Source organism: Hydrogenophaga flava NBRC 102514 (genome assembly GCF_001571145.1).
GTDB lineage: Bacteria > Pseudomonadota > Gammaproteobacteria > Burkholderiales > Burkholderiaceae_C > Hydrogenophaga > Hydrogenophaga flava.
Genome location: NZ_BCTF01000007.1, coordinates 117887 through 143665, shown reverse-complemented (window position 1 = coordinate 143665; position 25779 = coordinate 117887). Strand labels below are relative to the sequence as shown.

Genomic DNA, 25779 nt, shown 5'->3' with positions numbered 1-25779 from the left:
CATGCACACCGCGCTGGCCAGCCGTCCTGTTGTGTTCGCGCTCGACTGGGGCACCAGCTCGCTGCGCGCCTACGCCCTCGGCCCGGGCGGCCAGGTTCTGGCCACCCGCCGCAGCGAGCACGGGGTGATGAACCTGCCGGCCGGTGCCGGCATCGCCACGCCTGCAGAGGCCTTCGAGGCCGCACTGCAGGGGTTGTGCGGCGACTGGCTCACGGCCCATGCGGACACGCCACTCATTGCCTGCGGCATGGTCGGCAGCGCCCAGGGCTGGCGCGAGGCGCGCTACCAGCCGCTGCCGGCCCGCGCCAGCGAACTGGCCACGGCCATGACCGTGATCGCACGCCCCGGCGGCGAGCCGCTGCACGTGGTGCCCGGCCTGCTGCAGGCCGGCGAACTGCCCAATGTGATGCGCGGCGAAGAAACCCAGATCGCGGGCGTGCTGCAGAGCCTGGCCGACGAGGGCCGCACGCCAGCGCGCCTGCTGATCGGGCTTCCGGGCACCCACACCAAGTGGGCCTGGGTGGAAGACGGCGCCGTCGTGCGCTTTGAAACCTTCATGACCGGCGAGGTGTATGCCGCGCTCTCGCAGCACACCATCCTGGGCCGCACCATGGTGATGGGCGCGCCGCACGACGAACCCGCCTTCGCGCGTGGCCTGCGGGTGGCGCGCTCGCCACTCGGTGCGCTGGGCGTGCTCTCCACGGTGTTCAGCGTGCGCACGCTCGGGCTCACCGCCCAGCTGACCGGCAGCGCCCAGCCCGACTACCTCTCAGGCCTGCTGATCGGGCACGAGGTGGCGGCGCTGACGCCCGCGCTGCAGGACGGCACCCCGGTGGTGCTGTGCGGCGAGCCGCTGCTGTGCGTGCGCTACGCCACCGCCCTGGAAGCGCAGGGCCAGCCGGCACCCGAAATCCGCTCCGGCGTCACCCCGCTGGGCCTGTGGCGCATCGCGCAGGCCGCCGGCCTTGCCGCCCCCTCCTCTGTCCGCCGTTCCGCATGACCCTCTCCACTCTGTTCCGCCACACCCTCTCCACCCACGGGCTGATCGCCATCCTGCGCGGGCTGCGGCCCGAGGAGGCGCGCGACATCGGCCTGGCCCTGCACGGCGCTGGCATCCGCCTGATCGAGGTGCCGCTGAACTCGCCCGATCCGCTGCAAAGCATCCGCATCCTGCGCGACACCCTGCCCGACGACACCCTGGTGGGTGCCGGCACGGTGCTGCAGCCCGAAGCCTGCGCCGACATCGCCAAGGCCGGCGGCCAGCTGGTCGTCATGCCACACAGCGACCCGGCCGTCGTCCGCGCTGCCAAGGCCCTCGATCTGGCCTGCGCGCCCGGCGTGGCCACGCCCACCGAAGCCTTTGCCGCGCTCGCCGCGGGCGCCGACGTGCTCAAGATGTTCCCGGCCGAGACCCTGGGCCCCATGGGCCTGAAAGCCTGGCGCGCGGTGCTCACGCCGCCGGTGGCCATCGTGCCGGTCGGTGGCGTCACGCCGGACGCACTTGCGCCCTACCTCGCGGCTGGTGCCTCCGGCTTCGGCCTGGGCAGCGCGCTCTACCGGGCCGGCGACAACGCCGCCACCGTGGCGCAGCGGGCCACCGCCTTCGTCCGTGCCTGGCAGCAGGCCACCGCCGCCGTCTGATCCATAGCCCCCATGAAAATCACCCGCCTCACCACCTTCATCGTCCCGCCGCGCTGGTGCTTCCTCAAGATCGAGACCGACGAGGGCATCGTCGGCTGGGGCGAGCCGGTGCTCGAAGGCCGCGCCCACACCGTGGCCGCCATGGTCGACGAGCTCTCCGACTATCTCGTCGGCAAAGACCCGCGCCAGATCGAAGACCACTGGACCGTGATGTACCGCGCCGGCTTCTACCGCGGCGGGGGCATCCACATGAGCGCGCTCGCCGGCATCGACCAGGCCTTGTGGGACATCAAGGGAAAGGCGCTGGGTGTGAGCGTCTCGGACCTGCTGGGCGGCCAGGTGCGCGACCGCATCCGCGTCTACAGCTGGATCGGCGGCGACCGCCCGGCCGACACCGCCGCCGCCGCGCAAGCCGCCGTGGCACGCGGCTTCACCGCCGTCAAGATGAACGGCACCGAGGAACTGCAGTTCATCGACAGCCACGACAAGGTCGAGCGCTGCCTGGCCAACGTGGCCGCGGTGCGCGAGGCCGTGGGGCCGAACGTGGGCATCGGCGTGGACTTCCACGGCCGGGTGCACAAGCCCATGGCCAAGGTGCTGCTGCGCGAACTCGAACCCTACAAGCTGATGTTTGTCGAAGAGCCGGTACTCAGCGAACACCACGAGGCGCTGAAGGAACTGGCGCACGCGGCCACCATGCCCATCGCGCTGGGCGAACGGCTGTACTCGCGCTGGGACTTCAAGCGCATCCTGTCCGAGGGCTACGTGGACATCATCCAGCCCGACCCGTCACACGCGGGCGGCATCACCGAGACGCGCAAGATCGCGGCCATGGCCGAGGCCTACGACGTGGCGCTGGCGCTGCACTGCCCGCTGGGCCCCATCGCGCTGGCGGCCAACCTGCAGATCGACGCCGGCTGCTACAACGCCTTCATCCAGGAACAGAGCCTGGGCATCCACTACAACCAGGCCAACGACCTGCTGGACTACGTGAACAACCGCGAGGTGTTCGCCTACGAGGACGGCATGGTGGCGATCCCGACCGGGCCGGGCCTGGGCATCGAGGTGAACGAGGCGTATGTGCGCGAGCGCGCGGCCGAGGGCCACCGCTGGCGCAACCCGGTCTGGCGCCACAAGGACGGCAGCTTCGCGGAGTGGTGAGGGGGCAGCGACCTGGCTGGGGTTGTCAGCCTCCGTGGTGTAAGGGCTGGCGATCTGGGGGCTGTTCGCATCACCCACACACATCTGCCTGGAGTCGGCAGCGCTTCAGAAATCCAACGGGGACGTGTCCGTCGCACAACCCACAACGATATTCGACCGCGAAGTTCCCGTTCCGGCATACACGCTGCACCCGGCATTGGAGGGGGTATCCCCGACTCGCAGTTGACCACCCGCCTGCCCCGGACCTGTCTTCGCCAGGGACACCAAGGGGTCCGCGAACCGGATGAGGCCGCTGCGCGGCCCGCTCAGAGGCCGGCCTCGCGCACCAGCACCGCCATCATGTGCCGCAGCGCGGACAGAAGCCAGCTGCGCCTCGCCCCTTGCACCACGATCATGCCGGGCTCACGCATCTGGCCCGCCCCGGCCTCGTGTGCTTCCGTCGAGAAGCTCAGCCGGTAGTGCGCTCCCTCAGGAATCAGCTGCGACTCGCCCACCGAGCGCACCGGCAGATGACCACCGTAGCGAGAGCCCAATTCCGGGAAGGGCAACTCGAATACCGCCGAGATGTCGATGGCGTCCAGCCTGACCGGCAAGCTTGGCCCATCGGCCCGGTCGGCGATGAACACCCCCTGCTGCCCAGGCTCCAGCACCTTGAGGTTCTGCTCCTCGGCCAGTCCCATCAGCTTGAGCGCACTGGGATCCACCACGCTCATCAGTGGCATCGCCGGGTTCACCCAGCGGCCCTCGTGGAGCCACTCGCTGCTGCGCACATAGCCCGCAAACGGCGCCAAGACGGTGAGCCGCGCCATGCGCTCGCGGATACCCGCCTCGCGCTGCTCCAGCCGGCTGACGCGGTTCATGGTGACCCCGATCAGGGCCTTGTCCTGCGCCGAGGAGGCGATGCGTGAGAGGTGCGTGCGGGCCAGTGCCAGTTCTTGTTCGATTTCACGCTGGTCGCGCTCGAGTTCCGGTGAACGCAGACGCAGCATGACACTGCCCGCCTGCACGGCGTCGCCATCGCGCACCGCCACTGACTCCACCACCGCCACCTCCGAGGGGAACACCGTCTGCACCTGCGCGGCCTGCAGCACCGCCGGCATCTCCACCGAGGTACGCAGCGGCAACAGCATCCACAGCAGGATCAGCCCGCCACCGATCCAGGCCAGACGACGCCCCCCCTGCAAACGGAAATCGGCGGATCGCTTGCGCCATTGCGACAGTTCACGCCAGATTGGTAACACGACAAACCACAGCAACTCCACCACGAACAGAAAGACACCCAGCACCTTGAAGAAGAAGTGGTAGACCAGCAGCGCAATACCCAGGAACAGGAACAGGCGATAGATCCAGGTTCCCCAGGCGTAGGCGATGAGCAGGCGGGCGCGATGGCGCGGCAGAGGCTCGGGTACCGGATCGTCCAGCCCAAACAGCAGACGCCGCAACTGCCAGCGCCCGAGCGCGAATGCGCGCTGCTGCAGATTCTCGACCCCCAGCAGATCGGAGAGCACGTAGTAACCGTCAAAGCGCATGAAGGGGCTGGTGTTGACCAGCAGCGAGGCTATCCAGCTCGTGGTGGCCAGGAAGAAGGCCACGCTGCGCCAGGGTCCGTCCGGCAGCAGGTTCCACAGGAACGTGGCCAGCATGGCGATGTACAGCTCCATGCGCACGCCGGCGATCGCGATGCGCAGACGCGCACGGCGTGAAGTCAGGCGCCAGGCGTCGGTGGCGTCGGTGTAGAGCACCGGCATCATCACCAGGAACGCCAGCCCGATGGACGCCACCCGGCACCCCTGGCGCTTGGCTTCGATGGCGTGCCCCAGTTCGTGGATGCTCTTGACCGCCGCCAGCGCCAGGCCGTACCAGAGCACGCCCTCCAGGCTGAAGAAGTGCATGAAAGTGGACTGGAAGCGGTCCCAGTCCCGCAGCACCATCAGACCGCCCGTCAGACCCAGCGCCAGCATCAACCAAAGGGCCTGGACGCCGAACAGCCAGTCCAGACGAGGTGCCCAGCGCGTGAGCCAGGCGTCCGGGCGGAACAGCGGGATGCGGAAGAACAGGTAGTTGTGCAGCATCCACTGCCACGGCCCTGGCTTGCTCGCCAGATGCTGGCGGTGGATGTATTCGCTGCCCTGGGCGCTTCGTGTCTCGATCAGGTTGTTGGCCAGCAGGAAATCCAGCAGCGCCAGCACCTCTTCCCGCGCCACGTCGATGTGCTGCCTGGCCAGCCGGTCCAGATAGGCCTCCAGGTCAATCCCCGCGACCCAGTGACGGATCATGTCCAGCGTGATGCGTGAAATCGTGTAGTAGCGATTGCGCACCACGTCGAACAGCAGCCAGCGCGGCGCGCCGTCCTCATCGGGCGAGCCCGGCAGGAGCTGGAGGTTCTGGCGCAGCGCAGGAAGGGCAACGGAGTCGCTCATCGCTCACCACCCCAGCCACTGGCGCAGGCTCGTGATCGGCCGGCGAAACAGGTAGAAGAACAGAGAAACCCGCTCTCCGTACACCCGTGCAGTCCCTCGCATGCCGATGCGCGGCAGCGGATCGCCATCGTCCGTGCCCGGCGTCGCCACCAGGCGATAGGCCAGGATGTCCTCCGGCGTGCGCTGCGGTTCGTAGGCCGCATGCCGCAAAACCGCTTGTCGCGCGTCCAGTGGATCGTTGTCAAAAAAGACCTTGATCTCTGCTTCCTCGACCAGCGCGATCGAGTCCTTGACCGCGAGCATGACCTGCAGGTCCACCTTCTCCGGGCGGGCCACCAGCAGGATGCGCTCACCGACACGCACCGGCCGCCCCTTCCATTCGTCCGGGTCGCCCAGCACCGCCACACCATTGCCCGAGGCACGGATGGTGGCGCGTTCGAAGCGCGCCTGCGCGTAGTCAAGCTGGGCCTGGCGCACCCGCACCTTGGCTTCGAGTTCGGCCAGGTCCGCCTTCTGCGACGGGTCCTGGAAGCCGGTGTGCTGCGAGGTCCGCAACTCGGCCTGCGCCACATACAGGTCTCGCCGGGCGACTTCCAGCGCGCTGGAGAGTTCCGCATCCTCCATCACCGCCAGCACATCGCCCTTGGCCACGGCCTGGTTGGGTACGACCCGGATCTCCCGGATGGCCCCTTCCATCGGTGCGCTGATCACCACCGGATCCTGCGCAATCACCTCCACCGGCGCCAATGCACTCAGGCGCACCGGCCACACCATGAGGATGACCAGCCCCGCCACCATGCCCATGGTCGCGCGCCGGCTCTTGACCAGACTGCGCAGGTGGCGCATGGGATCGATTCGCCGCAAGGCAAACAGGGCGTGCCCCATGCTGGAGGCCAGATGAGACCCCAGCGCCCGTTCGGCCTCGGTCCAGGGGCTGTCACGAAAGAGCAGCAGCAGACCGTTGGCTTCGCCCCCGCGCGCCTCCACCGTCAGGGGTTGCCACAGCAGGTGCCCCGGTGCCATCTCGGCCCACGGCTCGCGCGAGGCCTCGGCCACGTCCTGCGGTTGCAGCATGGCCTGTCCGGGCTCGGCCCCGCTGGCACAGTGCTCGCGCACCAACCGCTCGATCCACGCCACATACGGCGAGGTGTGGTCCACGCTGGCGATGTCCGAGGCGGCGTACACACGCCAGCTCGGCGCATCGGAACCCAGCAGAAGCACCGCCTGCGCGTAAGGCACACAGGATTGCGTCTGGTTGACGATGGTGAAAGACAGCTGCGCCAGGCTGGCCGACTTGCGCAGCTGTTGCTCCAACCCGAGCATGGCCGCCAGCGGACCGGCGGCGGTAGGCGGGTTTTCAGACATTGCCCAGCAGCTCGATCAGGCGCTGACCATAGGCATCGTGCGACGCCACCTCGCTGGCCACCTGCTCGGACAGCGGGACAAAGCCCACGGCCACAGGCACCTTCTCCACACTGTCCTGCCCATCGGAGGTCTTCTTGCGCTTGAGCAAATCGTCGAGGTTGAGCTCGATGTCGAGCATCCGAACCGTGCCGTCGCTGGCGACGGCCTTCACGCGCACCGTCACGGCGTCGGTGCCGGCGGGCGGATTGCCGATGGTCACCTGCCCGGTGTTCGGGTTCACCTTGATCCAGTCAGGCAGTTGATTGCCATCGCCGAGTTCGCCCATGTAGAACCGGGTGTCTCGACCACGACCTTCATCAGCCACCATCACCGTCAGGCCTCCGTCGCTCGGGTTGATCGACGCCACGCTCAGACCGACGATGTCGAAGGCTTTCTGCTGTGCGTCGCTGAAGACCACCCGACCATCGGCACCGACCTCGACCTGGATCGCGGCTTGCACCGAGGTGACCTTGCCATCGGCGTTGACGGTCTCGGTCACCCGGGTGGTGCCCTCGTCCAAGAGCAGACGTTCGCTGCCGGAGCCATCGCCCTTGGAAGCCGTCTCGGGCTTGGCGCCGGTGTTGGCATCGCCCTTTCCATCCGCACTGCCGTCTCTCTGACTCTGACCGTTGCCTTCGGAGCCGCCATCCGCGGCATTCTCCAGCAGAACCGCCTGCTGTTCGGAGATGCCATCGGAGGAACCACCCACGTCGGGCAGGTATCCGCTGTCCGTGACCGGGTCAGTGACCGGTCCGCTGCCGACAGTGCCATCCGGCAATGGCGTAGTCTGCGGCGCGGTCGGCGTCGAACCATCTCCGGTCGGGCCCGCAACCGGCGGCGGCGCAACGGGCTCTGGCACCGCTGGCTCGGCCGGTTCCTGGACCGGCGGCGGCAGCACCTCGAAGCTGAACTGGCGGGACACCGAGAGTCCTCCGCGGTCCGTGCCGACCACCGTCACAGTGAAGGTGCCGATGCCGGATGGGGACCCGGTGATGCGCCCGGTGTTGGCGTCAAAGGTCAGCCCGGCCGGCAAACCCGTGACGGAAAACTGCAGGTCTTCGCCATTGGCAGCGGAATCGACGTCGCTGAACTGGGCACCCACGTCCAGGGAGAACGGCTTGCCGAAATCCCAGGTCTGGTCGATGTTGCCCAGGCCGACCACCGGAGCGTCGTTCTGCCCCTGGATAGTGATGGTCAGCGTGGCCTGGTCCGTGAGACCACCCGCGTCGGTCACCGCGTAGGTGAAGGTGTCGGTCAGCGTCTGGCCGCTCAGGCGCAGCGCCTCCACGGCGGGGTCGGTGTTGTCGACGACATAGGTGAAGCTGCCGTCCGCGTTGATCGTGAGACGGCCGTAGCTGCCATTGACGCCACTGCCGACACCGCCGGAGAAGGTGCCACCCTCACCGCCGGCACGCACGCCGCTCACCACGGCCGATTCACCGTTGGACAAGCGGTCCACATCGGTGTCGTTGATGAGCACGTTGCCCGTCGCGTTCGAACCCGCACGGTTGTTGTTCACGCCGCCGGCCTCTTGGGCCGTGCCGGTGTCGTTGTTGGCGACCGGGGTGTCGTTGCGCCCGTCGATGGTGATGGTCAGCGTGGCCTGGTCGGTCAGACCTCCGGTGTCGCTGACCGTGTAGGTGAAGCTGTCGGTCAGCGTCTGCCCGCTGATGCGCAGCGCCTGGACGTCCGCGTTTGTCTCGTCAATAGCGTAGGTGAAGGTGCCGTCGGCGTTGAGCGTGAGGCTGCCGTACTGGCCGGTGAGGGCCTGCCCGACCGTGCCGGCGCTGCCACTGCCAACCTCTGCGCCGGTGCGCACCGCCGAGACGGCGGCGGTCTCGCCGTTGGCGTCGGCGTCCACGTCGCTGTCGTTGTCCAGCACGTTGCCGGTCGCATCCACGCCGTCGAGCGAGTTCAGCCGCTCACTTGCTTCAATCGCCATCGCCGCGTCGTCGGTGGCGACCGGGTTGTCGTTGCGTCCATGGATGCTGATCGACAGCTGCGCGTCGTCGCTGAGCCCACCGGCGTCGGTGACGGTGTAGGTGAAGCTGTCGGTCAGCGTCTGGCCGTTGATGCGCAGGGCCTGCACATCGGGGTTGCTGTCGTCCACCACGTAGGTGAACTGTCCGTCGCTGCCCAGCTGCAGACTGCCGTAGGTCCCCACCAGTATGGTTCCCACCGTTCCTGCGGTGCCACTGCCGCCTTCGGTACCGGTGCGCACAGCGGTCACCGTCTGCGTCTCGCCACTCGCGGCGCTGTCCGCATCGGTGTCGTTGGTCAACACGTTGCCGGTCGAGTTCGATCCCGCCACCGCATTGAACACCCCACCTTGCTCCACCGCATCCCCGGTGTCGTCGTGACCGACCGGTGTGTCGTTGCGGCCGTCGAGGGTGATGGTCAGGGTCGCCTGGTCGGTCAGACCGCCGGTGTCGCTGACGGTGTAGGTGAAACTGTCGGTCAGCGTCTGTCCGCTGATGCGCAGCGCCTGCACCGCCGGGTTGGTGTCGTCAATGGCGTAGGTGAAGGTGCCGTCGGCATTGAGCGTCAGGCTGCCGTACTGGCCGGCAAGCGCTGAGCCCACCGTGCCGGCGTCGCCGCTTCCCGACTCGATACCGGTGCGCACGGCAGAGACCGTCTCCGTTTCGCCGTTGGCCTGTGAGTCGACGTCGGTGTCGTTGCTCAGCACGTCACCGCTGGCGTCCACGCCGTGGACCGAGTTGAAGCTGTCACTGGCCTCGATCGCGGTTGCTGCGTCATCGACCGCCACCGGGTTGTCGTTGCGGCCATCGATGGTGATCACCAGGGTCGCCTGATCCGTCAGCCCCGCCGCGTCGCGCACGGTGTAGGTGAAGCTGTCGGTCAGTGTCTGTCCGGTGGTGCGCAGTGCCTGCACGGCAGGGTCGCTGTCGTTCACCACGTAGGTGAACTCACCGTCGTCGTCCAGTCGCAGGCTGCCGTACATACCGGTCAGCACCACGCCCACGGTGCCCGCAGTTCCGCTGCCACTCTCGGCACCTGTCCTCACCGCAAACACAGTCTGGGTTTCTCCATTGGCCGCACCGTCCACCAGCACATCGTTGGCAAGGACGTTGCCGGTCGCATCCGATCCAGCCGACGCGTTGAACACACCGCCCTGTTCGACCGCCGCTGCAGCGTCGTCGTTGCCGACCGGCGTGTCGTTGCGGCCGTCGATGGTGATGCTCAGCGTCGCGTGGTCGGTGAGGCCACCCGAGTCGCTGACGGTATAGACGAAGCTGTCTGTGAGGGTCTGTCCGCTCAGGCGCAGGGCCTGCACATCGGGGTTGGTCTCGTCGGTGATGTACTGGTAGCTGCCGTCGGCGCCGATGTGCAGCGTGCCGTAGAGACCGCTGACTACACGTCCGTCGCTGCTGTCGGTACCGGCGGCCACAGTCGCGTCAGAACCCCCTGTCGATTCCCGCACCGCCGTGACAGCCCCGTTGATTGACGGAGTGTCGGTGCTGTCGATGTCGGTGTCGTTGGTCAGGACATTGCCCGTGGCGCTCGTACCGGCGGTGCCGTTGGCCACACCACCGGCTTCCATAACGTCGTCGGTATCGGCCACACCGATGGGACTGTCGTTGGACGGCGTGATGTTGACCGTGAACAGCTGTGTGGTCGTACCGCCCTGGCCATCCGACACGGTCACCGTGAAGGTATCGCTCAGCGCTGATCCGGCGGGCAACATGTTAACGGCGGTGGCATTGGGCACGAAGCTGTATGCGCCTGTCGCGCTCGTCAAGGTCAGCGTGCCGTAAGTGCCGGCCAGGCTCACCGACCCGCCGGCCACAGACCCACCGGAAATACCGAAGCTCGGGGTTCCGCCTTCGTTGGGCGCTCCGCCATGGGTGTCGTTGGCTGTGAACGATCCCGACTGGGTCGCAAAGGTGTCGGACCCCGTGGAATCGCTCAGTGACACGGTGACCGGCGAGCTGGTGAACACAGCGCCGTCGTTGACCGAAGTCACGCTGGTCGCCAGAGTCACCGCAGAAGCCGACACCGCCGAGGTCGATCCATCAGACGTGGTGTCGAAACCGGAGCGGGACGCGCCACTGGTGAAGCTGCCGCCGAAGGAGCTGTCCACCGCGTGCACGGACAGGTTGCCGGGGGTGCCGTTCCAGTCGGCCGACGGCAGGAAGCGCAGGCTGGCCGTGCTGGGCAGCAGCAAGGCATTGCTGGTGGACACCGAGCCGACGTCGTACCAGGTGCTGCCGTCCGTGGTGTATTGCCAGGCGCCTTGTGCCGCACTGCTCGCATCGGCCGAGATGGCGATGCCCGCCAGGGTGTCGACCGGGGCGTTGGTGGCATCGGGGTCGGAAAGGCGCGAGGAGAACAGCGTCGAGACCGTAGCGCCGCTGGGGTTGGTCGCGTCTTCAGCCACCGCACCAAGCGTGTTGCCACTGGTCAGACTGGGCGCGTCGTTGACACGCACCAGCGTGATGGTGGCGCTCGCGCTGCCTGCCGCGTCTCCCGTGCCGTCGGCCGCTGTCATTGTCAGCGTGCGGCTGGCGCTCGCGAAGTCCTGGCTGGAGTTCTGGTAAGTGACCAGACGGCTGATGGTGGTGATGTTGTCGGCGGTCACGGCCCCGGGCGGGTTGGCCTGGGTGACGGTGACGTTGTCGATCATCAGCTTGCCGCCGAGGTACTGGCCACCGGTGAGATCGAACGAACCTGCCACGAAGACGAAGCGGTACACGCCCTCCTGCCCGGACGCGATGGTCGAGGTGTTCGTGACCCAGGCCGTTTCCTGATTGCTCGCACTACCGGTCGAATTCAGGATGGTGATCGTTGCACCGGTATTCACGTTGATGATGTAGCCATAGGCGTCGTAGGCGTCGCCACCGCTGAGCGCCTTCCAGTCGAACGACACTTGGTCACCGGCCTGCAGGGTCACCGTGCCGTTGCTGTAGACGGCGGGACCGCGGATGACGCCGTAGGGCTGGTCAATGGACGCGTTACCGGTGTTGAGCTCCAGAGCCAGGTCGCCGGCGACGTCGGCCGCGTAGTTCGAAAGATTCGTGGTCTGCGTGAAGCTGCCGTTGGTGCTGTAGTCGCCGGTGGTGTTGCCCGACGCGTAGGTGGAATCCACTGGCGTGGCCTGTCCGGCGATCTGGTACGAACCGTCCAGGCGAATGCGCCCACCGACGCTCGTCCAGCCCGTGATCACGGTGTCGCCGTTGCTGCCGGTCTGGAAGCTGCCGTTGACGAAGGCGTTGGAGAAGTTGATGCGCAGGTTCTGCCCGTTCAGACCGTTGTAGGTCGAATCGACACTGCCGATGATTTCGGAGGCGCTGCCCGTGCCCCGGTAGACGGTGGTGCCCACAATGGACACGACGCCGGAGGCGGTGGAGGCGCTGCCGCTGGTGACCAGGCCGAGTGTCTCTGTCGTGGTGCCACCAGTGAGCGAGAACTCGATGTAGCCACCACTGAAGTCACTGGCACCACCGATGGTGATGTTGGAATCGACCACCACCGTACCCGAGTCTTCGGTGTAGCTGAAGTCGCTGAGCTGGCTGATGACAGGGGTGGCCAGCACCTGCTCATAGGAGTGGACCGCTACGGCAGCGGTTTCGATCTGTCCTGTCGCGGACTCCAGGTCCCAGTCACCGCCCTGGCTGTCGGCGCCCGTCAGGTCGCTGGATGCAGCGACGTCGGCGCCGGTGAGGTCGGCCATCTCGTCGATGAAGTCCTGGCCGGCGCTGTCGGCACCGACGTAGCAGCCGTACAGCATGAGGTCGGCTTCGGCGTTCAAGGACTCGCCAATCTGCGCCAGCAGGTCCGAGTACTGACCGATGTTGGCGCTGTCCAACGTGAGGTTACCCAGGTTCAGCTGACCCACGTCGCCGTGCGAATACACGTGTATGGCGTCGAGACCGGTCTGTCCCTGCAACGCGGCGGCGATCTGCTCCAGGCCGTTGCTGCTGGAGTCGATGAGGTGAACCTGCACGTCTTCACCGAGGCCGTCGACAAGGGTCTGGTAGTCCTGTACCTGCGTATCGACGAAGACCACTTCCTGCCGGGCCTGCGTCGGGGCGACGGCCTCGGGCGCCAGGCTGGTGTCCGTGTCCTCCTGGGCCTGCGAGTCGCTGGCTGTCGCCGGCGATTCGGTCTCGGCCTCCTCACCGGACCCGATGGTCAGCTCGGTGGATGTGTTGGTGTCTGAGGTGGGCAGACCGGGGGCTGTGCTGGCGGGTGCTGTATCGGAAGGCACCGCCTCCTGCGAAACTTCTACCGAGGACGCCGCCTCTGCTACTACGGGCTCGACCGCTGGCGCCGGTGCGGGCGCCTCAGCGGCCGGTTCGGCCGCCTGATCCTGGAATTCCACATCCGTGCTCAGGTCGACCGCCGTCACCAGGGCTGCACCATCGAGCAGCAGGCGCGGCTCCAACGCGGTGATCAGCGGCTTGCGACGGAAGCGCAACGGGGCTTGGTTGGTGGCAACGTGCTTCTTCATGTTCTTTTCCTCGTTGATGCCGGCCTGCTCCAGGCCGGCACACGGCGATTACTTGTTGGTGGGAACGTTGAACACCGCCGTGGCACTCATGCCAGGGATGAGCTGGGATCCGTCGGCAATGGCGGCGCGCAACACCACGGTCTGGCTGACGGCGTCGATGGCCGGAGTGATGGCGGCCACCTTGGCTTTCGCACTGGTGCCGGTCTCATCCACCTGCAGATCCAGTGGTGTACCCGGCTTGAGCCATCGCATCCACTTGGCGGGCACCACCACCTCGGCCTCGAAGCGGCTGTCGTTGATGATCTCGATGAGTTCCTGTTGCTGACGCACGTTCTCGTAAGGCTTGACGTGAACCGCCACCACCCGGCCGGCCCATGGCGCCGAGATGCTGCAACGGCCTGCGTTGAGCTGAGCGATGCGCAAGGCAGCCTGCGTCTGCGCGTAATCGGACTCCGCCACCGAGACATCCAGCGCTCCAATGGACCGCAGTTCCTGCAATTGCTTGGCGTTCTCCATCTTCAGCCGAGCGCCCTGCAGCTCCGCCGCCACCTTGGCCGCCTGCGCGCGGTGCAGGTCGCAGTCCAGGGACACCAGCAGATCACCCTTGCGGAAGGCATCACCCGCGCGCTTGGGCAGACTGGTCACCCGCGCCGCCAGCTCACTGGAGAGCAGGACACGGTCCACCGCCTTGATGACAGCCCGCGCTTCGTTCTCGGGAGCCGCCTGCGCCAACGCGCACAGCCCGCTCATGCACATCGCCACAGCCGCCGCACCCAGCGACCGGGCCCATCGCGGATGGCGCTTCATTTGACCGCCTCCAGTGCACTGGCTTCGATCACCACCTCGGGCACGGCCTGCGCCCCTGGACCCTGGCTATCGGGCGCCAGGCCGATATCACCCCTCTCCCAGCGACCAAAGCGCTGACCGACGTCCTTGCTCAGGTCGCCAAGCGTGCCATCGGTGTAGTTCTGCGGCACCAGATCCAGGCCTATGGTCATGAACATGCGCCCGAAGCTGTTCTGCAGATCGGCATAGGCCACGTCGCGACGCAGTTCTGCCAGCAAGGCGTTGAGCGACTCGCGGATCAGCGACAGCTCCGACACGCGCTGGAGGCGCGTCCCGTTGCGCGTCTGCTCCTGGATGCGCAGCGCAACCTCGTTGTACAGACCCGCCAGCTCGAAGCTCTTGACCGACTGCTCATAACGCAACCGTGCGATGTGGACCTGCGTCAGGACAGCCATCGACGTCGCCAGGCGCTGTTCTTCCACCCAAGCCTCCCGGGCCTGGGCCATGTCCTGCTCAGCCCCCAAACGGAAAACATTGAACAGGTTCCAGCTCACCTGTGCGCCCGCGCCGGCCCAGTCCTGGTTGAGCAGGTAGTCGCTGGAATCTCGGTAGACGCCCGCGGTCAGGTTGAGGTTGGGCAACAGACGCAACAAGGCCGTTCGCGTTTCAGCAGCGGAGATGCGCTGCTGGTAGCGGTTCTCCAGCAACTCCGGACGTTGCAACAGGGCCACCTCTTCCATGCGCCCCATGTCCAGGCGGAACTCGGGCACGCGGAAAACCGGCATCTGGACCTCGGAAAGCTCGAACGATGTACCGGGGCGCAGTCCCATCATGCCTGCCAGCTCGGTGCGCGCGCTCATCAGATCCTGCCGCAGGGCCTGCAGGGAACGCAGGATCTCCAGCAGTTCGCGCTGGTACTGCAGGGCTTCAAGCGGCGGGCGCAGTTGCTGGGCTTCCACCGACCGGGAGTCCTTCAGCGCCGCTTCGGCGCGCTCCACGAGGGGGCCGATCTTCTGCAGCAAACGCTCGGCCGATACAGCCCGCCAGTAGGCCGCACGGACCTCCTGGGTGATGTTGTGCACCACCTTGCGCTCACGCTCCTTGCCGATCAGAAAACGGTCGGCCTGCTGGTTCGCCCGCACATAAGAGAGTCCGAAATCCAGCACGTTCCAGGTGAAGGCGACGTCGTAGGTGCTGCGCTGCTTGTCCTGCGACACCGAATAGGAGGGGTCCGCCGGCAGGGCTTCCGGCACTCCGTCCGCAAAGCGCACACTGGCCGAGGCGGCGTAGTTGTTGCGCGCCGAGTAGCCGGCCGACACCGCCAGGCCGGGCAGCGCGTCGAAACGGGTCAGATCCAGTTGTTTCTGTGCCAGCGCCGACTCCAGTACCTTGAGCTTGCGGTCGCGGTTGTTGCGCACTGCACGCGCGATCGCCTCGTCCAGGGAAATAGGCGCCGAGACGGCATCGCGCTGCTGGGAAAGGCGATCGACATCGATGCGTACCGCCGCCTTGAGTTCGTCCGTGGTCAGGACGACGGGCTTGACGGCACAGCCACTGATAGCGAACACAGCGCCCAGTGCAACAAGTAATTTTGTTTTCATATTGATTGTTTATTGATGAAAAAAGACACTTTTGATTTAAAAACCGTGGGCAACACAGGGCACAACAAGAGCACACGCTCTTGAACCCATGCTAAGAAACGGTTGACCGAGCAATCGCAGGAAATAAGGGGGTTTTCAGGCGCTGTTCGGTGCAGGGCAACCCTCTGCCCAAGCGAACACCTGGCGCGAGCGCGCGCGAATCCCGCCGCCCGTTCACACGGGGGTGGATGGCGCTTCGCCGCTTAACTGAAGGGAGTGGAGAAGGGCTTGCGAACCTGATGCACCCGCGTCAGCGCGGGGCCAGCACGTCCAGGCGCCGCTGGATGCGAGCCGCCTCGTCGGCCGCGCCAGCCGTCTGGGCCTGGCGCAGCTGCACGCCCAGCCAGGCCAGCACCGGGCGGCGCCAGCCGCGTTGCGAGGAAGTCTCCACCGCGTCCGCCACCACCGCCGGTGAAGCGGCTCCGCGCTGCAGCAGCACGCCGGCAGCGATCAGGCGCGACAGCGGGTCCTCGATGCCGCTCAGGCTGGCCGGCGCGGTGCCCACCAGGCCTCGATGCACCGGCGGCAGAAGGGCCGCATCGGCGGCCGTTGCCTGCCCGGCCAGGTAGCGCGCATAGGCCTGCTCGGCCGGCGCCGCGTCGGTGGCCAGCGCCTCGTAACCAGCGCAGGGCTCGAACACCAGCGCCGCCACGCGGGTGGCGCAGCGCATCAGCTCCAGCCGCGCCAGCAGCGACGGCTGCGCTGTGCGCGCCACCTCGCTGCGAGCTCGCAGGAACTCGACTTCCTCCACCTTGCCGTTGCCGCTGAGCCAGGCCTCGGCCGCGCGCTCGGCACTGCTCTTGGCGTTCATCTGCCAGTCGGGCGGCGGGGGCGTGCTGCTGCAGGCTGCGAGCAAGGCTGCGAAAGAGACCACCCAAGGCCAGCGGCGCAACGTGTTCTTCTTCATTTCAGTTCAATCTGCGCGTCGCGCTTGAGCGGCCACAGGCGGTTGACCTCGTTGATCAGCGAGTCCACCTTGCGCAGGCTGGCATCGACCTCGGCGCGCAGCAGGTGCAGGTCGGTGGTGGCTTCACGGGTGTTGGCGGTGATGGCCTGGGCATCGACCAGCAGCTTGTCCACCTTCTGCAGGCTCACGCGCGCGTCCGCCAGCAGGCCGTCGAGCTGCTTCACCGTGCCGCGCGCGTCCTGCACCAGGCCGCCCTGTGCCGTGCCGCCCGGGCCGGCGCCCTGTCCGAACACCTGCTTGTCGGCGTTGGCCACCAGGCTGTCGAGCCGGCCGGTGAGCTGGTCCACCCGCGCCAGCAGCTTGTTGGCCCGGTCGATGGCTTCGACCACCTTCTTCGCGTCGGCCTCGTTGCCAAACAGCGCGCCCATCGCGCCCTGCGGTCCGTTGAGCTTCGCCGCCGTGCCCTGCAGGTGCACCAGACTCTGCGGCAGCGGCGCGTCTGCCGCCGTCAGCGCGTTGAGGTTGCCCACCAGCTCCTTCACCGAGGCCACGATGCCCGGGATCTCGGCCGCCGCGTCGCCGCTGAGCACCTGGCGTACCGCGCCATCCTCCAGCGGGGGATCGGTCAGCACGCCGCTGAAGGCCTTGATCTTGGTGCCGCCCACCAGCGCTTTTTCCATGGTGAAGATGCTGGAGCTGCGCAGCCACTTGGCGTCCTTCACCGGCACGTCCACCAGGATGTGCACATTGCCGTCCTCGGCCAGTTCGATGCGGCCGACGCGGCCAATGGCAAAGCCGGCGAAGGTGATGTTCATGCCCACGGCCACGCCTTCCGAATCGGGCGCCACCAGCACCAGCCGCTGGGTGCGTTCGAAGGCGCCGCGCGCGTAGGCAACGTACAGCGCCGAGCCCACCACCAGCAGCAGCAGGAAGACCAGCAGCAGCGCGGCCTTGAGCTCCAGGTTCTTCACCGGTGGAGGCATGGGCTCCAGCGGGGGCGGTGTGTCGGCAGGGTTCATCGGTGAACGGTCCATGGATCAGTAGTAGTTGCCCAGCAGCGAGGTCACCTCCACCAGCAGCAGCACCGAGAGCAGGCGCGCGAACTCGGAGATGTCGCTCAGGCGGCCGAAACCGCCCGCCTCGTCGCGCCGCGCGGCTGCGGCCAGCGGCACGATGGCCACCGACAGGCTGAAGAACAGGGTCTTGAGGCTGAAGATGAGCACCACGGCCGGCGTGAACACCTGGCCGACGGCGAGCGTGTAGGCCTGCAGCGCCCAGTGCGAGAAGCCGTAGACATTGAGGTAGGTGAGCACCAGCGCGATCACGCTGCTCACGGCCGCCAGCAGCAGCACCGAAAACACGCCCGCCAGTGCGCGCGGCAGCAGTTCGGTGCGCAGCAGGGCCTGCTGCTCGTGCTGCACGCCGCTGCGGTGCTGCTGCGAGAGCAGCTTGCGGATGCGCTGACCCTCGGGCATGGTGTGGCGCAGCGCCACGAACATTGCCGCGTACAAGGGGATGATCTCCAGCACCAGGGTGCGCACCAGCACCTCCAGCGCGTACTGCGAGAGGCCGTAGCTGGTGGCGGTGGCCACCACGATGCGGATCAGCACCAGGCTCAGCAGTGCCGACAGCGTGAGGAACCCGGGCAGCAGCGGCGCCGAGGCCCGGTAGAGGTGGCGCAGCACCGCGCTGCGCTGCGCGCCCTGCGCATAGCTCGACGGCGCCATGGCCAGCACCAGCACCTGCGCGCCCAGCAGCAGCACATGCCACCACGCCGCCCAGGAGGCCCTGATGCGACGGCCCCAGCCGCCGAGCGAGCGGTCCAGGACGGGGGGAACGAGCGGCGAGCCGGGCATGCGAAGGATGATAGCCCGCGACACCCAGGCGACAGACCCGGCGCGCGGCATGGTGGAAACGCCCATGGCAAACGGGCGCGGCTGGTTTTCAATGGGCCGATCTTGCGCCGGCCAACCCGCCTTCGCTGTAACAGGAGATTTCGCCCATGACCGCCAAGCCCCTGCCCCCGCTCGCCCCCGCCATCCGCCGCCAGACCATCGCGGACGCGCTGCACCGCACCGCGCTGCGGCTGCCGGGCAAGCCCGCCATCACCTGCGGCGCCACCAGCTGGACCTACGCCGAGTTCGACGCCCTGGTCACGCGGCTGGCGGCGGGCCTGAACGCGATCGGCGTCGGCGAAGGCGACAAGGTGGCGGTGCTGGCGCGCAACTCGCACGGCTTCGCGGCGCTGCGCTTCGCGCTGGCCCGGCGCGGTGCGGTGCTGGTGCCGATCAACTTCATGCTCAAGGCGGAAGAAGTCGCCTACATCCTGCGCCACGCCGGCGCCCGTACGCTGGCCACCGACAGCGGCCTGGCCGGCCTGGCGCGCGAGGCCTCGGCGCTGGAGACGCAGGTCAAACAGTTCATCTGGCTGCCCAGCGAAGACGCCACCGAGCCGGCACCGGGCATGCACCGCTTCGACGAGCTCGCTGCCTGCACCGACGCGCTGCCCGCCGTGGGCACGCAGAGCCACGACCTGGCCCAGATCGTCTACACCAGCGGCACCGAGTCCATGCCCAAAGGCGCCATGCTCACGCACGACGCGGTGCTGTGGCAGTACGTCAGCTGCGTCATCAACGCCGAGGTGGCCGAGGCCGACCGCACACTGCACGCCCTGCCGCTCTACCACTGCGCGCAGCTGGACGTGTTCTTCGGCCCCGCCATCTACATCGGCAGCCGCAACGTCATCACCGGCAAACCCACGCCCGACCACCTGCTGGCGCTGCTGGAGCAGCACCAGATCACCAGCTTCTTCGCGCCGCCCACGGTGTGGATCGCGCTGCTGCGCTCGCCGCTGTTCGACGCGGAGAAGCTGAAGCATCTGGCCAAGGGCTACTACGGCGCATCCATCATGCCGGTCGAGGTCCTGAAGGAGCTGGCCGCGCGCCTGCCGAACGTGCGCCTGTGGAACCTCTACGGCCAGACCGAGATTGCGCCGCTGGCGACCATGCTGCCGCCCGAAGACCAGCTGCGCAAACCGGGTTCGTGTGGCAAGGCCGTCATCAACGTCGAAACCCGCGTGGTGAACGACGACATGCAGGACGTGGCCGTGGGCGAGGTCGGCGAAATCGTGCACCGCTCGCCGCACCTGATGCTCGGCTACTTCAACGACCCGGAGAAGACCGCCGCCAGCTTCAGCGGCGACTGGTTCCACAGCGGCGACCTCGCCACCATCGACGCCGAGGGCTACATCACCGTCGTCGACCGCAAGAAGGACATGATCAAGACCGGAGGCGAAAACGTTGCCAGCCGCGAGGTGGAAGAAATGATCTACCGCCTGCCCGCCGTGAGCGAGGTGGCGGTGATCGGTCTGCCCGACCCGAAATGGGTGGAAGCGGTGACCGCCGTGATCGTGGTCAAGGCGGGGCAGTCATTGAGCGAGGACGAGGTGATGGCGCATTGCAGCGAACACATGGCACATTTCAAATGCCCCAAGCGCGTGGTGTTTGCGGAAGCGCTGCCGAAGAACCCGAGCGGGAAGCTGTTGAAGCGGGAGTTGCGGCGGGCGTACTCGACGTGATCTGCGGGCCGATACGCCACATTGCCTCATGCCCACGAACAAACCTTCCAGCCATAGCGAGATGAACCCGGAACGACAAGGGGTCCACCCGGAGCAATGGGGATGGGGAACATGGCTCATCGTTGATGTCGTGGTCGGTTCGGCAATCGTCGTTTTGCTCATGCTCTTGGAGTGAGTCCCAATTCGCGCAAGTTGAGTGAGCAACGCCGCCGGCGACATCACCAGCCTGCTGGGCAAGACGCTGCAGTACGACACCGCCGGGCGCCTCTCGGAGGCCACGGGTGTTCCGCCTTGCCCCACCGGGGTGAACTGCTCGGGCGCTCAGACCACGCTCAGCCGCTACAACGGCTGGGGCCAGCGTTTGCTGCGCGAGAACGATCTGGAGCAGAGCGTGTTCAGCTACGGGCTGGAGGGCTTCAATCTGCTGTCGCAGACCACGCGCCGCCTGGCCACCTCCCTGCGGTCCACCACCGAACACATCTGGCTGCCCACCGCCTCGGGGCCGATGCCGATTGCGGCGGTGATCGACGGCACCCACTACGCGGTGCATGCGGATCATCTGAACACGCCGCGCAGGCTCAGCGACTCGGCCGGGCAGACACGGTGGCAGTGGCCTTACAGCGGCTTTGGGGAGATTGCGCCGCAGAGCACGCCAGCGGCTGGGCAAGCCCCGGTGAACTACCAACTCCGCTACCCCGGCCAGATTGACGATGGCAACGAGCTGTTCTACAACTGGCACCGCTTCTACGACCCGCGGGTCGGGCGGTATACCAAGGCTGATCCGATTGGGCTGGATGGGGGGTGGGCAGCTTTGGGCACTTATGAAGTTTGACGGTGCGACATTGGAGGAGGCTGCGCGATGCGTAGACCTCAACAAGGTGGTCATATCCGCAGGTTTTGGCCTGGTCGGCCCCACCTTCATGAATGGATTTTTTCGTACCGCTCCCTGGTCTTTCGTTGCCGGAACTCAGACTAGTGGATTCGCAGTCAAGGCGACATCACCGCTCCGGCCATATACGCCGTTCGGCAACTCGGCAGAGTGCGACTGCCTCCGAGCGAAGGCCAAAGAGAACATGCCGCACCTTGTTCGGAACTTCTGGGACAACCTAGGTTTTTGATGGAGCATAAATGGAGAGTCAGTCATCCTCATGGCTACCAACCGCCGTGTGGCTCGGTGCTGTTTGCTCTGTGTACGGAGGCTTCTTTTTGTCTGGCAAGCTCGCACGGATGGGAAGGCCGCTTCTCGCCATCTCGGTTCCCACATGGGTGTTCGCACCGACTACAGTCCTATTGCAGTTCTGGGACGGGAGCGGATCCAGAACTGATGTACTGGCCATCTTCGGATTCGCATTCGTGCTTGTCCTCTTAACCTGGGGCTATGTGCGAAAGGCCGACGGCGCCTGAAGCCGTAGCGGTCTTCTGCAGGGCAGGTCTTGCACTTGTTCAACGGCATCACCAGCCTGCTGGGCAAACCACTGGTCTACTACTCCGCAGAGCACCTGTCGCAGGCCACGGGCGTTCCGCCCTACCCTCAGGCCGTCACGCCTTCGGCCCCATCCCGTACCGCAGCATCCGGGCCTGCAGCCACGGCCGCACGACGAAAGCCATGAGCAGGCCGATGCACAACCCCAGCGGCAGGGCACGCACGTAGGCGTGGACCCACTGGGCAAGGGCGTCCACACTCAGGCCCAGGTTGGCGCCGGTGGCCATGCCGGTGGCCAGCGCTTCCATCGACAGGCCCATGAGCAGCGCGAACACGATGCGCTGGCGCAGTTCGCTGTGGTGGCCCCACCAGCGGCTGACGATGCGCCCGACCTGCACCATGACCAGACTGCCCAGCGGCAGCATGACCACCACGGCCATGGCGGCAGCCTTGAGCCAGCGCTGCAGGAAGTCGCCGCCGGTGCCGGTCTGCAGCCAGGTCACCAGACCGGTGATGCACAGGGCGATGGTGATGGAGATAAGGAAGACGGGGTACAGGGCCTGGAATTTGCGGAACGGTGTCATGGCTTGGCTTTCATGTTGATAGTGTCAACCATTTTGCCACAAGGTTGACTGCATCAACCAAACAGGGGATTCAGACCACCGGCGCGTGGCGGTCCAGTGCCCACGACACGGCTTCGCGCACCGTGGCGTCCGGATGGTGCTGCCGGCCGGTCAGTGCTACCCGCACAGCGGGGTCGTCGTTGCGGCCCAGCGCGTTGCCCATGGCCGCCGCAATGTTGCGCAGCCAGCGCACGTGGCCGATGCGGCGGATCGGGCTGCCTTCGGTGCGGCGCAGGAATTCTTCTTCGCTCCAGCCGAACAGCTCCACCAGGGTCGCGCCGGTCAGGCCCTCGCGCGGGTCGAAGTCGGGCAGCGGGCTGCGCTGCGCGAACTTGTTCCAGGGGCAGACGAGCTGGCAGTCGTCGCAGCCGTAGATGCGGTTGCCGATCAGCGGGCGCAGGTCTTCCGGAATCGGCCCCTCGTGTTCGATGGTGAGGTAAGAGATGCAACGGCGTGCGTCGAGCCGGTAGGGCGCGACGATGGCCTGCGTGGGGCAGGCGTCGATGCAGGCGCTGCAGGCGCCGCAGTGGTCGCTGACCGCTGCGGTGGGTGGCATGGCGAGGTCGAGGTAGATCTCGCCGAGGAAGGCCATCGAACCGCCCTCGCGGCTGAGGATCAGCGTGTGTTTGCCGCGCCAGCCCTGGCCGCTGCGGCGGGCGAGCTCGGCTTCGAGCACGGGCGCCGAGTCGGTGAACACGCGGTGGCCCAGCGGGCCGACGGCGGCGTCGATGCGCTCGGCCAGCTGCTGCAGGCGGCTGCGCAGCACCTTGTGGTAATCGCGGCCCCGGGCATAGACCGAGACGATGGCCTCGCCGGGCCGCTGCAGCCGCGCAAGCTCGTGCGCCTGCCAGCCCTCGGGCGTGCTGCGCGGCAGGTAGTCCATGCGCGCGGTGATCACGCTGACGGTGCCGGGCACCAGCTCGGCCGGGCGGGCACGCTTGAGGCCGTGGCGCGCCATGTAGTCCATGCCGCCGTGAAATCCGGCCGCCAGCCACGACTGAAGGCCCTGTTCGGCGCTTGAGAGGTCGACGCCGGCCACCCCGATTTGGGAGAATCCCAGTTCCCGGCCCCAGGCCTGAACCTGAACCATCAGTTGAGCAGCATCGAAACCGGATCGCATCGTCCGCCCATTGTAGGAACGCCCTCCCCGGAGAGTGCCGTGTGGAACGGGCGTTGGGCAAACGAGGCCGCCACCGCCGCCTTCGCGCAGCGCCTGGCCACGTCGCCCGCAATCGCGAACGCCACGCTGACGCTGGCCGGCGACCTGGGCGCGGGCAAGACCACCTTCGTGCGCCACCTGCTGCGCGCGCTGGGCGTGCAGGGCCGCATCAAGAGCCCGACCTACGCGGTGGTCGAGCCGCACCGCGCCGAGGCCGGGCCGCACGGCGCCCTGTCAGCCTGGCACTTCGATTTCTACCGCTTCGGCGACCCGCGCGAGTGGGAAGACGCGGGTTTTCGGGAACTGTTTGCAAACCCCGGTCTCAAGCTGGTGGAATGGCCCGAGCGCGCCGCCGGCCTCATGGGCGCGGTGGACGCGGCACTGACCATCGGGCCGGAGGAAACACCCGGTGACGACACCGACTTCACCGACGGCCCGCGCCAGGTGACGATACAGGCCTTCACCGACACCGGCCGGCGTCTGCTGGCCGCCCTGAACACATGATCCGACCACCGCACCAACCCGACCGCCGCCGCCTGTTGCAGGCCGGCGCGCTGGTGCTGCTGATCGGTGCGCCGCACCTGGCTCGCGCAGGGCGCGTGGTGGCGGTGCGCATCTGGCCGGCGCAGGACTACACGCGCGTGACCATCGAGTCCGACGGCGAGCTCAAGGCACAGAAGACCACGGTCGACCAGGCGTCGCGGCTGGTGGTCGACATCGAGGGCATCGACCTCATCGAAGGCATGCGCGAGCTGGTCGGCAAGCTGCAGAGCGACGACCCGAACATTGCGGCCATCCGCGTCGCCCCGGTCAGTGCCAACGTCGCGCGGCTGACGGTGGACCTGAAAAAGCCGATCAAGCCGCAGGTGTTCAACCTGGAACCGGTCGCGGCCTATGGCCACCGGCTGGTGCTCGACCTCTACCCGGTGCAGACGGTCGACCCGTTCGAGGAACTGATCCGCCAGCACACGGCCGCGGTCGACGAATCGGCCCAACGCGCCGCCGACCTGCTGGGCGCCGAGCTGCGGGACATGCCGGCCACGCCAGCGGACGACCCGCTGGCCGACCTCATCGCCCGCCACGACAAACCGGCACCGCCCAAGGCGCCCGGCGCCACCGCCGGCAAACCCGCCCCAGCCGGTGAGCCGAAGGCCGCACCCGGGAAAAAAACCGAACGACTGATCATCGTGGCGCTCGACCCGGGCCACGGCGGCGAAGACCCGGGCGCCATCGGCCCCGGTGGCACGCAGGAGAAGGACGTGGTGCTGCAGGTGGCCCAGAAGCTGCGCGACCGCATCAACGCGACCACGGTCAACGGCAACCCAATGCGCGCCTACATGACGCGCGACGCCGACTTCTTCGTGCCCCTGGGCACGCGGGTGAGAAAGGCGCAGCGGGTACGCGCCGACCTGTTCATCAGCGTCCACGCCGACGCCTTCATGACGCCGCGGCCGCAGGGTGCGAGCATCTTTGCGCTCAGCACCAAGGGCGCCAGCAGCGCGGCCGCGCGCTGGATGGCCAACAAGGAAAACGCCGCCGACCTGGTTGGCGGGATCAACGTCAAGTCCAAGGATGCGACCGTGGCGCGCGCCCTGCTGGACATGAGCACCACGGCCCAGATCAAGGACAGCCTCAAACTGGGCGGCGCGATGCTGACCGAGGTGGGCCGCGTGGGCAAGCTTCACAAGCCGCGCGTGGAGCAGGCCGGGTTTGCGGTGCTCAAGGCGCCGGACATTCCCAGCGTGCTGGTGGAAACGGCCTTCATCAGCAACCCCGACGAAGAGGCCCGGCTGCGCAGCGAGGCCTACCAGAACCAGCTGGCCGACGCCCTGCTCAAGGGCATCGTCAAGTACTTCTCGGCGAACCCGCCGCTGGCGCGCAAGCAGCAGGCCTGATCAGGCCTGCCCCGCCGCAGCCCGGGCTTTCTCGGCCTTCGCGGCGCGCCAGCCGCCGAAGATGGCGATCAGGCCCGGCACGAAGATCAGCGCCCAGATGATCTTGGACAGGTTGGCCTGGACCCAGGGCAGGTTGCCGAAGAAATAGCCCGCGGCCGTCAGGCCGATCACCCAGATCACCGCGCCCACCACGTTGTAGGCGGTGAACTTGCTGCGCGTCATCTCGGCCACGCCCGCCACGAAGGGCGCGAAGGTGCGGATGAAGGGCATGAAGCGCGCCAGGATGATGGTCACGCCGCCGTAGCGCTCGTAGAAGTTGTGGGCCTGGTTGAAGGCGTTCTTGTTGAAGAAGCGCGAGTTCTCCCACTGGAACACCTTCGGGCCAAAGTAGCGCCCGATGCTGTAGTTGGTCTGGTCACCCAGAATGGCGGCCGCCAGCATCAGCCCCGCCGCGATCGACCAGTCCATCAGCCCGGCGCCACACAGCGCGCCCACGATGAACAGCAGCGAGTCGCCCGGCAGGAAGGGCATGACCACCAGGCCGGTCTCGACAAAGATGATGAGGAACAGCAGGGCATACACCCAGGCGCCGTAGGTTTGCACAAAGGCCTGCAGGTGCTTGTCCACGTGCAGGATGAAGTCGAGAAGGTAGAGGGCGAAATCCATAGCCC

The 25779-nt window shown here is 67.1% G+C and carries 18 protein-coding genes; 7 read left to right on the top strand and 11 right to left on the bottom strand.

Annotation, left to right across the window (positions count from 1 at the left end; all coding sequences use genetic code 11):
• Window position 1: 1 nt before the first annotated feature.
• The 3 genes from HFL01S_RS08425 to dgoD are packed head-to-tail and all read left to right on the top strand — an operon-like array spanning window position 2 to window position 2802.
• Window positions 2-1000, top strand: coding sequence for a 2-dehydro-3-deoxygalactonokinase (locus tag HFL01S_RS08425; RefSeq protein ID WP_066257314.1), 999 nt, complete (start codon window positions 2-4; stop codon window positions 998-1000).
• Window positions 997-1641 carry a 2-dehydro-3-deoxy-6-phosphogalactonate aldolase gene (locus tag HFL01S_RS08420; protein ID WP_066257308.1) on the top strand — a complete coding sequence of 215 codons (645 nt, stop codon included), beginning with the start codon at window positions 997-999 and terminating at the stop codon, window positions 1639-1641. Before HFL01S_RS08425 ends, HFL01S_RS08420 begins: the two co-directional genes overlap by 4 nt.
• A 12-nt stretch (window positions 1642-1653) precedes the next feature.
• Window positions 1654-2802, top strand: coding sequence for a galactonate dehydratase (gene dgoD, locus HFL01S_RS08415; protein WP_066257303.1), 1149 nt, complete (start codon window positions 1654-1656; stop codon window positions 2800-2802).
• Between the two features lie 305 nt (window positions 2803-3107).
• On the opposite strand, the gene HFL01S_RS08410 is transcribed toward dgoD, so the two are convergent.
• The 8 genes from HFL01S_RS08410 to HFL01S_RS08375 all read right to left on the bottom strand — a co-directional run bounded on the left by HFL01S_RS08410 (window position 3108) and on the right by HFL01S_RS08375 (window position 18287).
• Window positions 3108-5222 (bottom strand): site-2 protease family protein, encoded by a 2115-nt coding sequence (locus HFL01S_RS08410; protein WP_066257301.1) that lies wholly within the window; start codon window positions 5220-5222, stop codon window positions 3108-3110.
• 3 nt (window positions 5223-5225) lie between these two features.
• Entirely contained in the window at window positions 5226-6587 is a 1362-nt protein-coding gene (locus tag HFL01S_RS08405) for an efflux RND transporter periplasmic adaptor subunit (RefSeq protein WP_066257299.1), read from the bottom strand.
• Window positions 6580-13098, bottom strand: a complete 6519-nt coding sequence (locus HFL01S_RS08400) for a cadherin-like domain-containing protein (protein ID WP_066257297.1) — start codon at window positions 13096-13098, stop codon at window positions 6580-6582. The genes HFL01S_RS08405 and HFL01S_RS08400 overlap by 8 nt, the downstream gene beginning before the upstream one ends.
• A gap of 48 nt (window positions 13099-13146) precedes the next feature.
• Window positions 13147-13905: an efflux RND transporter periplasmic adaptor subunit gene (locus HFL01S_RS08395; RefSeq protein ID WP_218008618.1), complete on the bottom strand. Its 759-nt coding sequence runs from the start codon at window positions 13903-13905 to the stop codon at window positions 13147-13149.
• Window positions 13902-15485 carry a TolC family protein gene (locus HFL01S_RS08390; protein WP_084383158.1) on the bottom strand — a complete coding sequence of 528 codons (1584 nt, stop codon included), beginning with the start codon at window positions 15483-15485 and terminating at the stop codon, window positions 13902-13904. Before HFL01S_RS08390 ends, HFL01S_RS08395 begins: the two co-directional genes overlap by 4 nt.
• A gap of 289 nt (window positions 15486-15774) precedes the next feature.
• Window positions 15775-16431 carry a hypothetical protein gene (locus tag HFL01S_RS08385; RefSeq protein WP_066257292.1) on the bottom strand — a complete coding sequence of 219 codons (657 nt, stop codon included), beginning with the start codon at window positions 16429-16431 and terminating at the stop codon, window positions 15775-15777.
• Window positions 16428-17450: an MlaD family protein gene (locus HFL01S_RS08380; RefSeq protein WP_066257289.1), complete on the bottom strand. Its 1023-nt coding sequence runs from the start codon at window positions 17448-17450 to the stop codon at window positions 16428-16430. The genes HFL01S_RS08385 and HFL01S_RS08380 overlap by 4 nt, the downstream gene beginning before the upstream one ends.
• Window positions 17451-17468: 18 nt before the next feature.
• A complete protein-coding gene (locus HFL01S_RS08375) occupies window positions 17469-18287 on the bottom strand; it encodes an MlaE family ABC transporter permease (protein WP_084383164.1) in 819 nt (272 codons plus the stop codon).
• 146 nt (window positions 18288-18433) lie between these two features.
• Here HFL01S_RS08375 and HFL01S_RS08370 point away from each other — a divergent pair, with 146 nt between their 5' ends.
• A complete protein-coding gene (locus HFL01S_RS08370) occupies window positions 18434-20008 on the top strand; it encodes an acyl-CoA synthetase (RefSeq protein WP_066257285.1) in 1575 nt (524 codons plus the stop codon).
• A 196-nt stretch (window positions 20009-20204) separates the two neighbouring features.
• On the top strand, window positions 20205-20840 hold the full coding sequence (locus HFL01S_RS08365; protein ID WP_066257283.1) for an RHS repeat-associated core domain-containing protein: 636 nt from the start codon (window positions 20205-20207) through the stop codon (window positions 20838-20840).
• 707 nt (window positions 20841-21547) lie between these two features.
• Here the strand turns inward: HFL01S_RS08365 and HFL01S_RS08360 are convergent.
• Together HFL01S_RS08360 and queG are read right to left on the bottom strand one after the other, a co-directional pair.
• A complete protein-coding gene (locus HFL01S_RS08360) occupies window positions 21548-22015 on the bottom strand; it encodes a DUF2798 domain-containing protein (protein ID WP_066257280.1) in 468 nt (155 codons plus the stop codon).
• A gap of 70 nt (window positions 22016-22085) precedes the next feature.
• Window positions 22086-23144: a tRNA epoxyqueuosine(34) reductase QueG gene (gene queG, locus HFL01S_RS08355; RefSeq protein ID WP_066257278.1), complete on the bottom strand. Its 1059-nt coding sequence runs from the start codon at window positions 23142-23144 to the stop codon at window positions 22086-22088.
• Window positions 23145-23156: 12 nt separating this feature from the next.
• On the opposite strand from queG, the gene tsaE reads away from it, so the two are divergent.
• Together tsaE and HFL01S_RS08345 are read left to right on the top strand one after the other, a co-directional pair.
• Window positions 23157-23717: a tRNA (adenosine(37)-N6)-threonylcarbamoyltransferase complex ATPase subunit type 1 TsaE gene (gene tsaE, locus HFL01S_RS08350; RefSeq protein WP_066257416.1), complete on the top strand. Its 561-nt coding sequence runs from the start codon at window positions 23157-23159 to the stop codon at window positions 23715-23717.
• On the top strand, window positions 23714-25108 hold the full coding sequence (locus tag HFL01S_RS08345; protein ID WP_066257275.1) for an N-acetylmuramoyl-L-alanine amidase: 1395 nt from the start codon (window positions 23714-23716) through the stop codon (window positions 25106-25108). Before tsaE ends, HFL01S_RS08345 begins: the two co-directional genes overlap by 4 nt.
• Here HFL01S_RS08345 and HFL01S_RS08340 read toward each other — a convergent pair whose 3' ends face one another.
• Window positions 25109-25774 (bottom strand): DedA family protein, encoded by a 666-nt coding sequence (locus HFL01S_RS08340; RefSeq protein ID WP_066257272.1) that lies wholly within the window; start codon window positions 25772-25774, stop codon window positions 25109-25111.
• Window positions 25775-25779 lie beyond the last annotated feature (5 nt).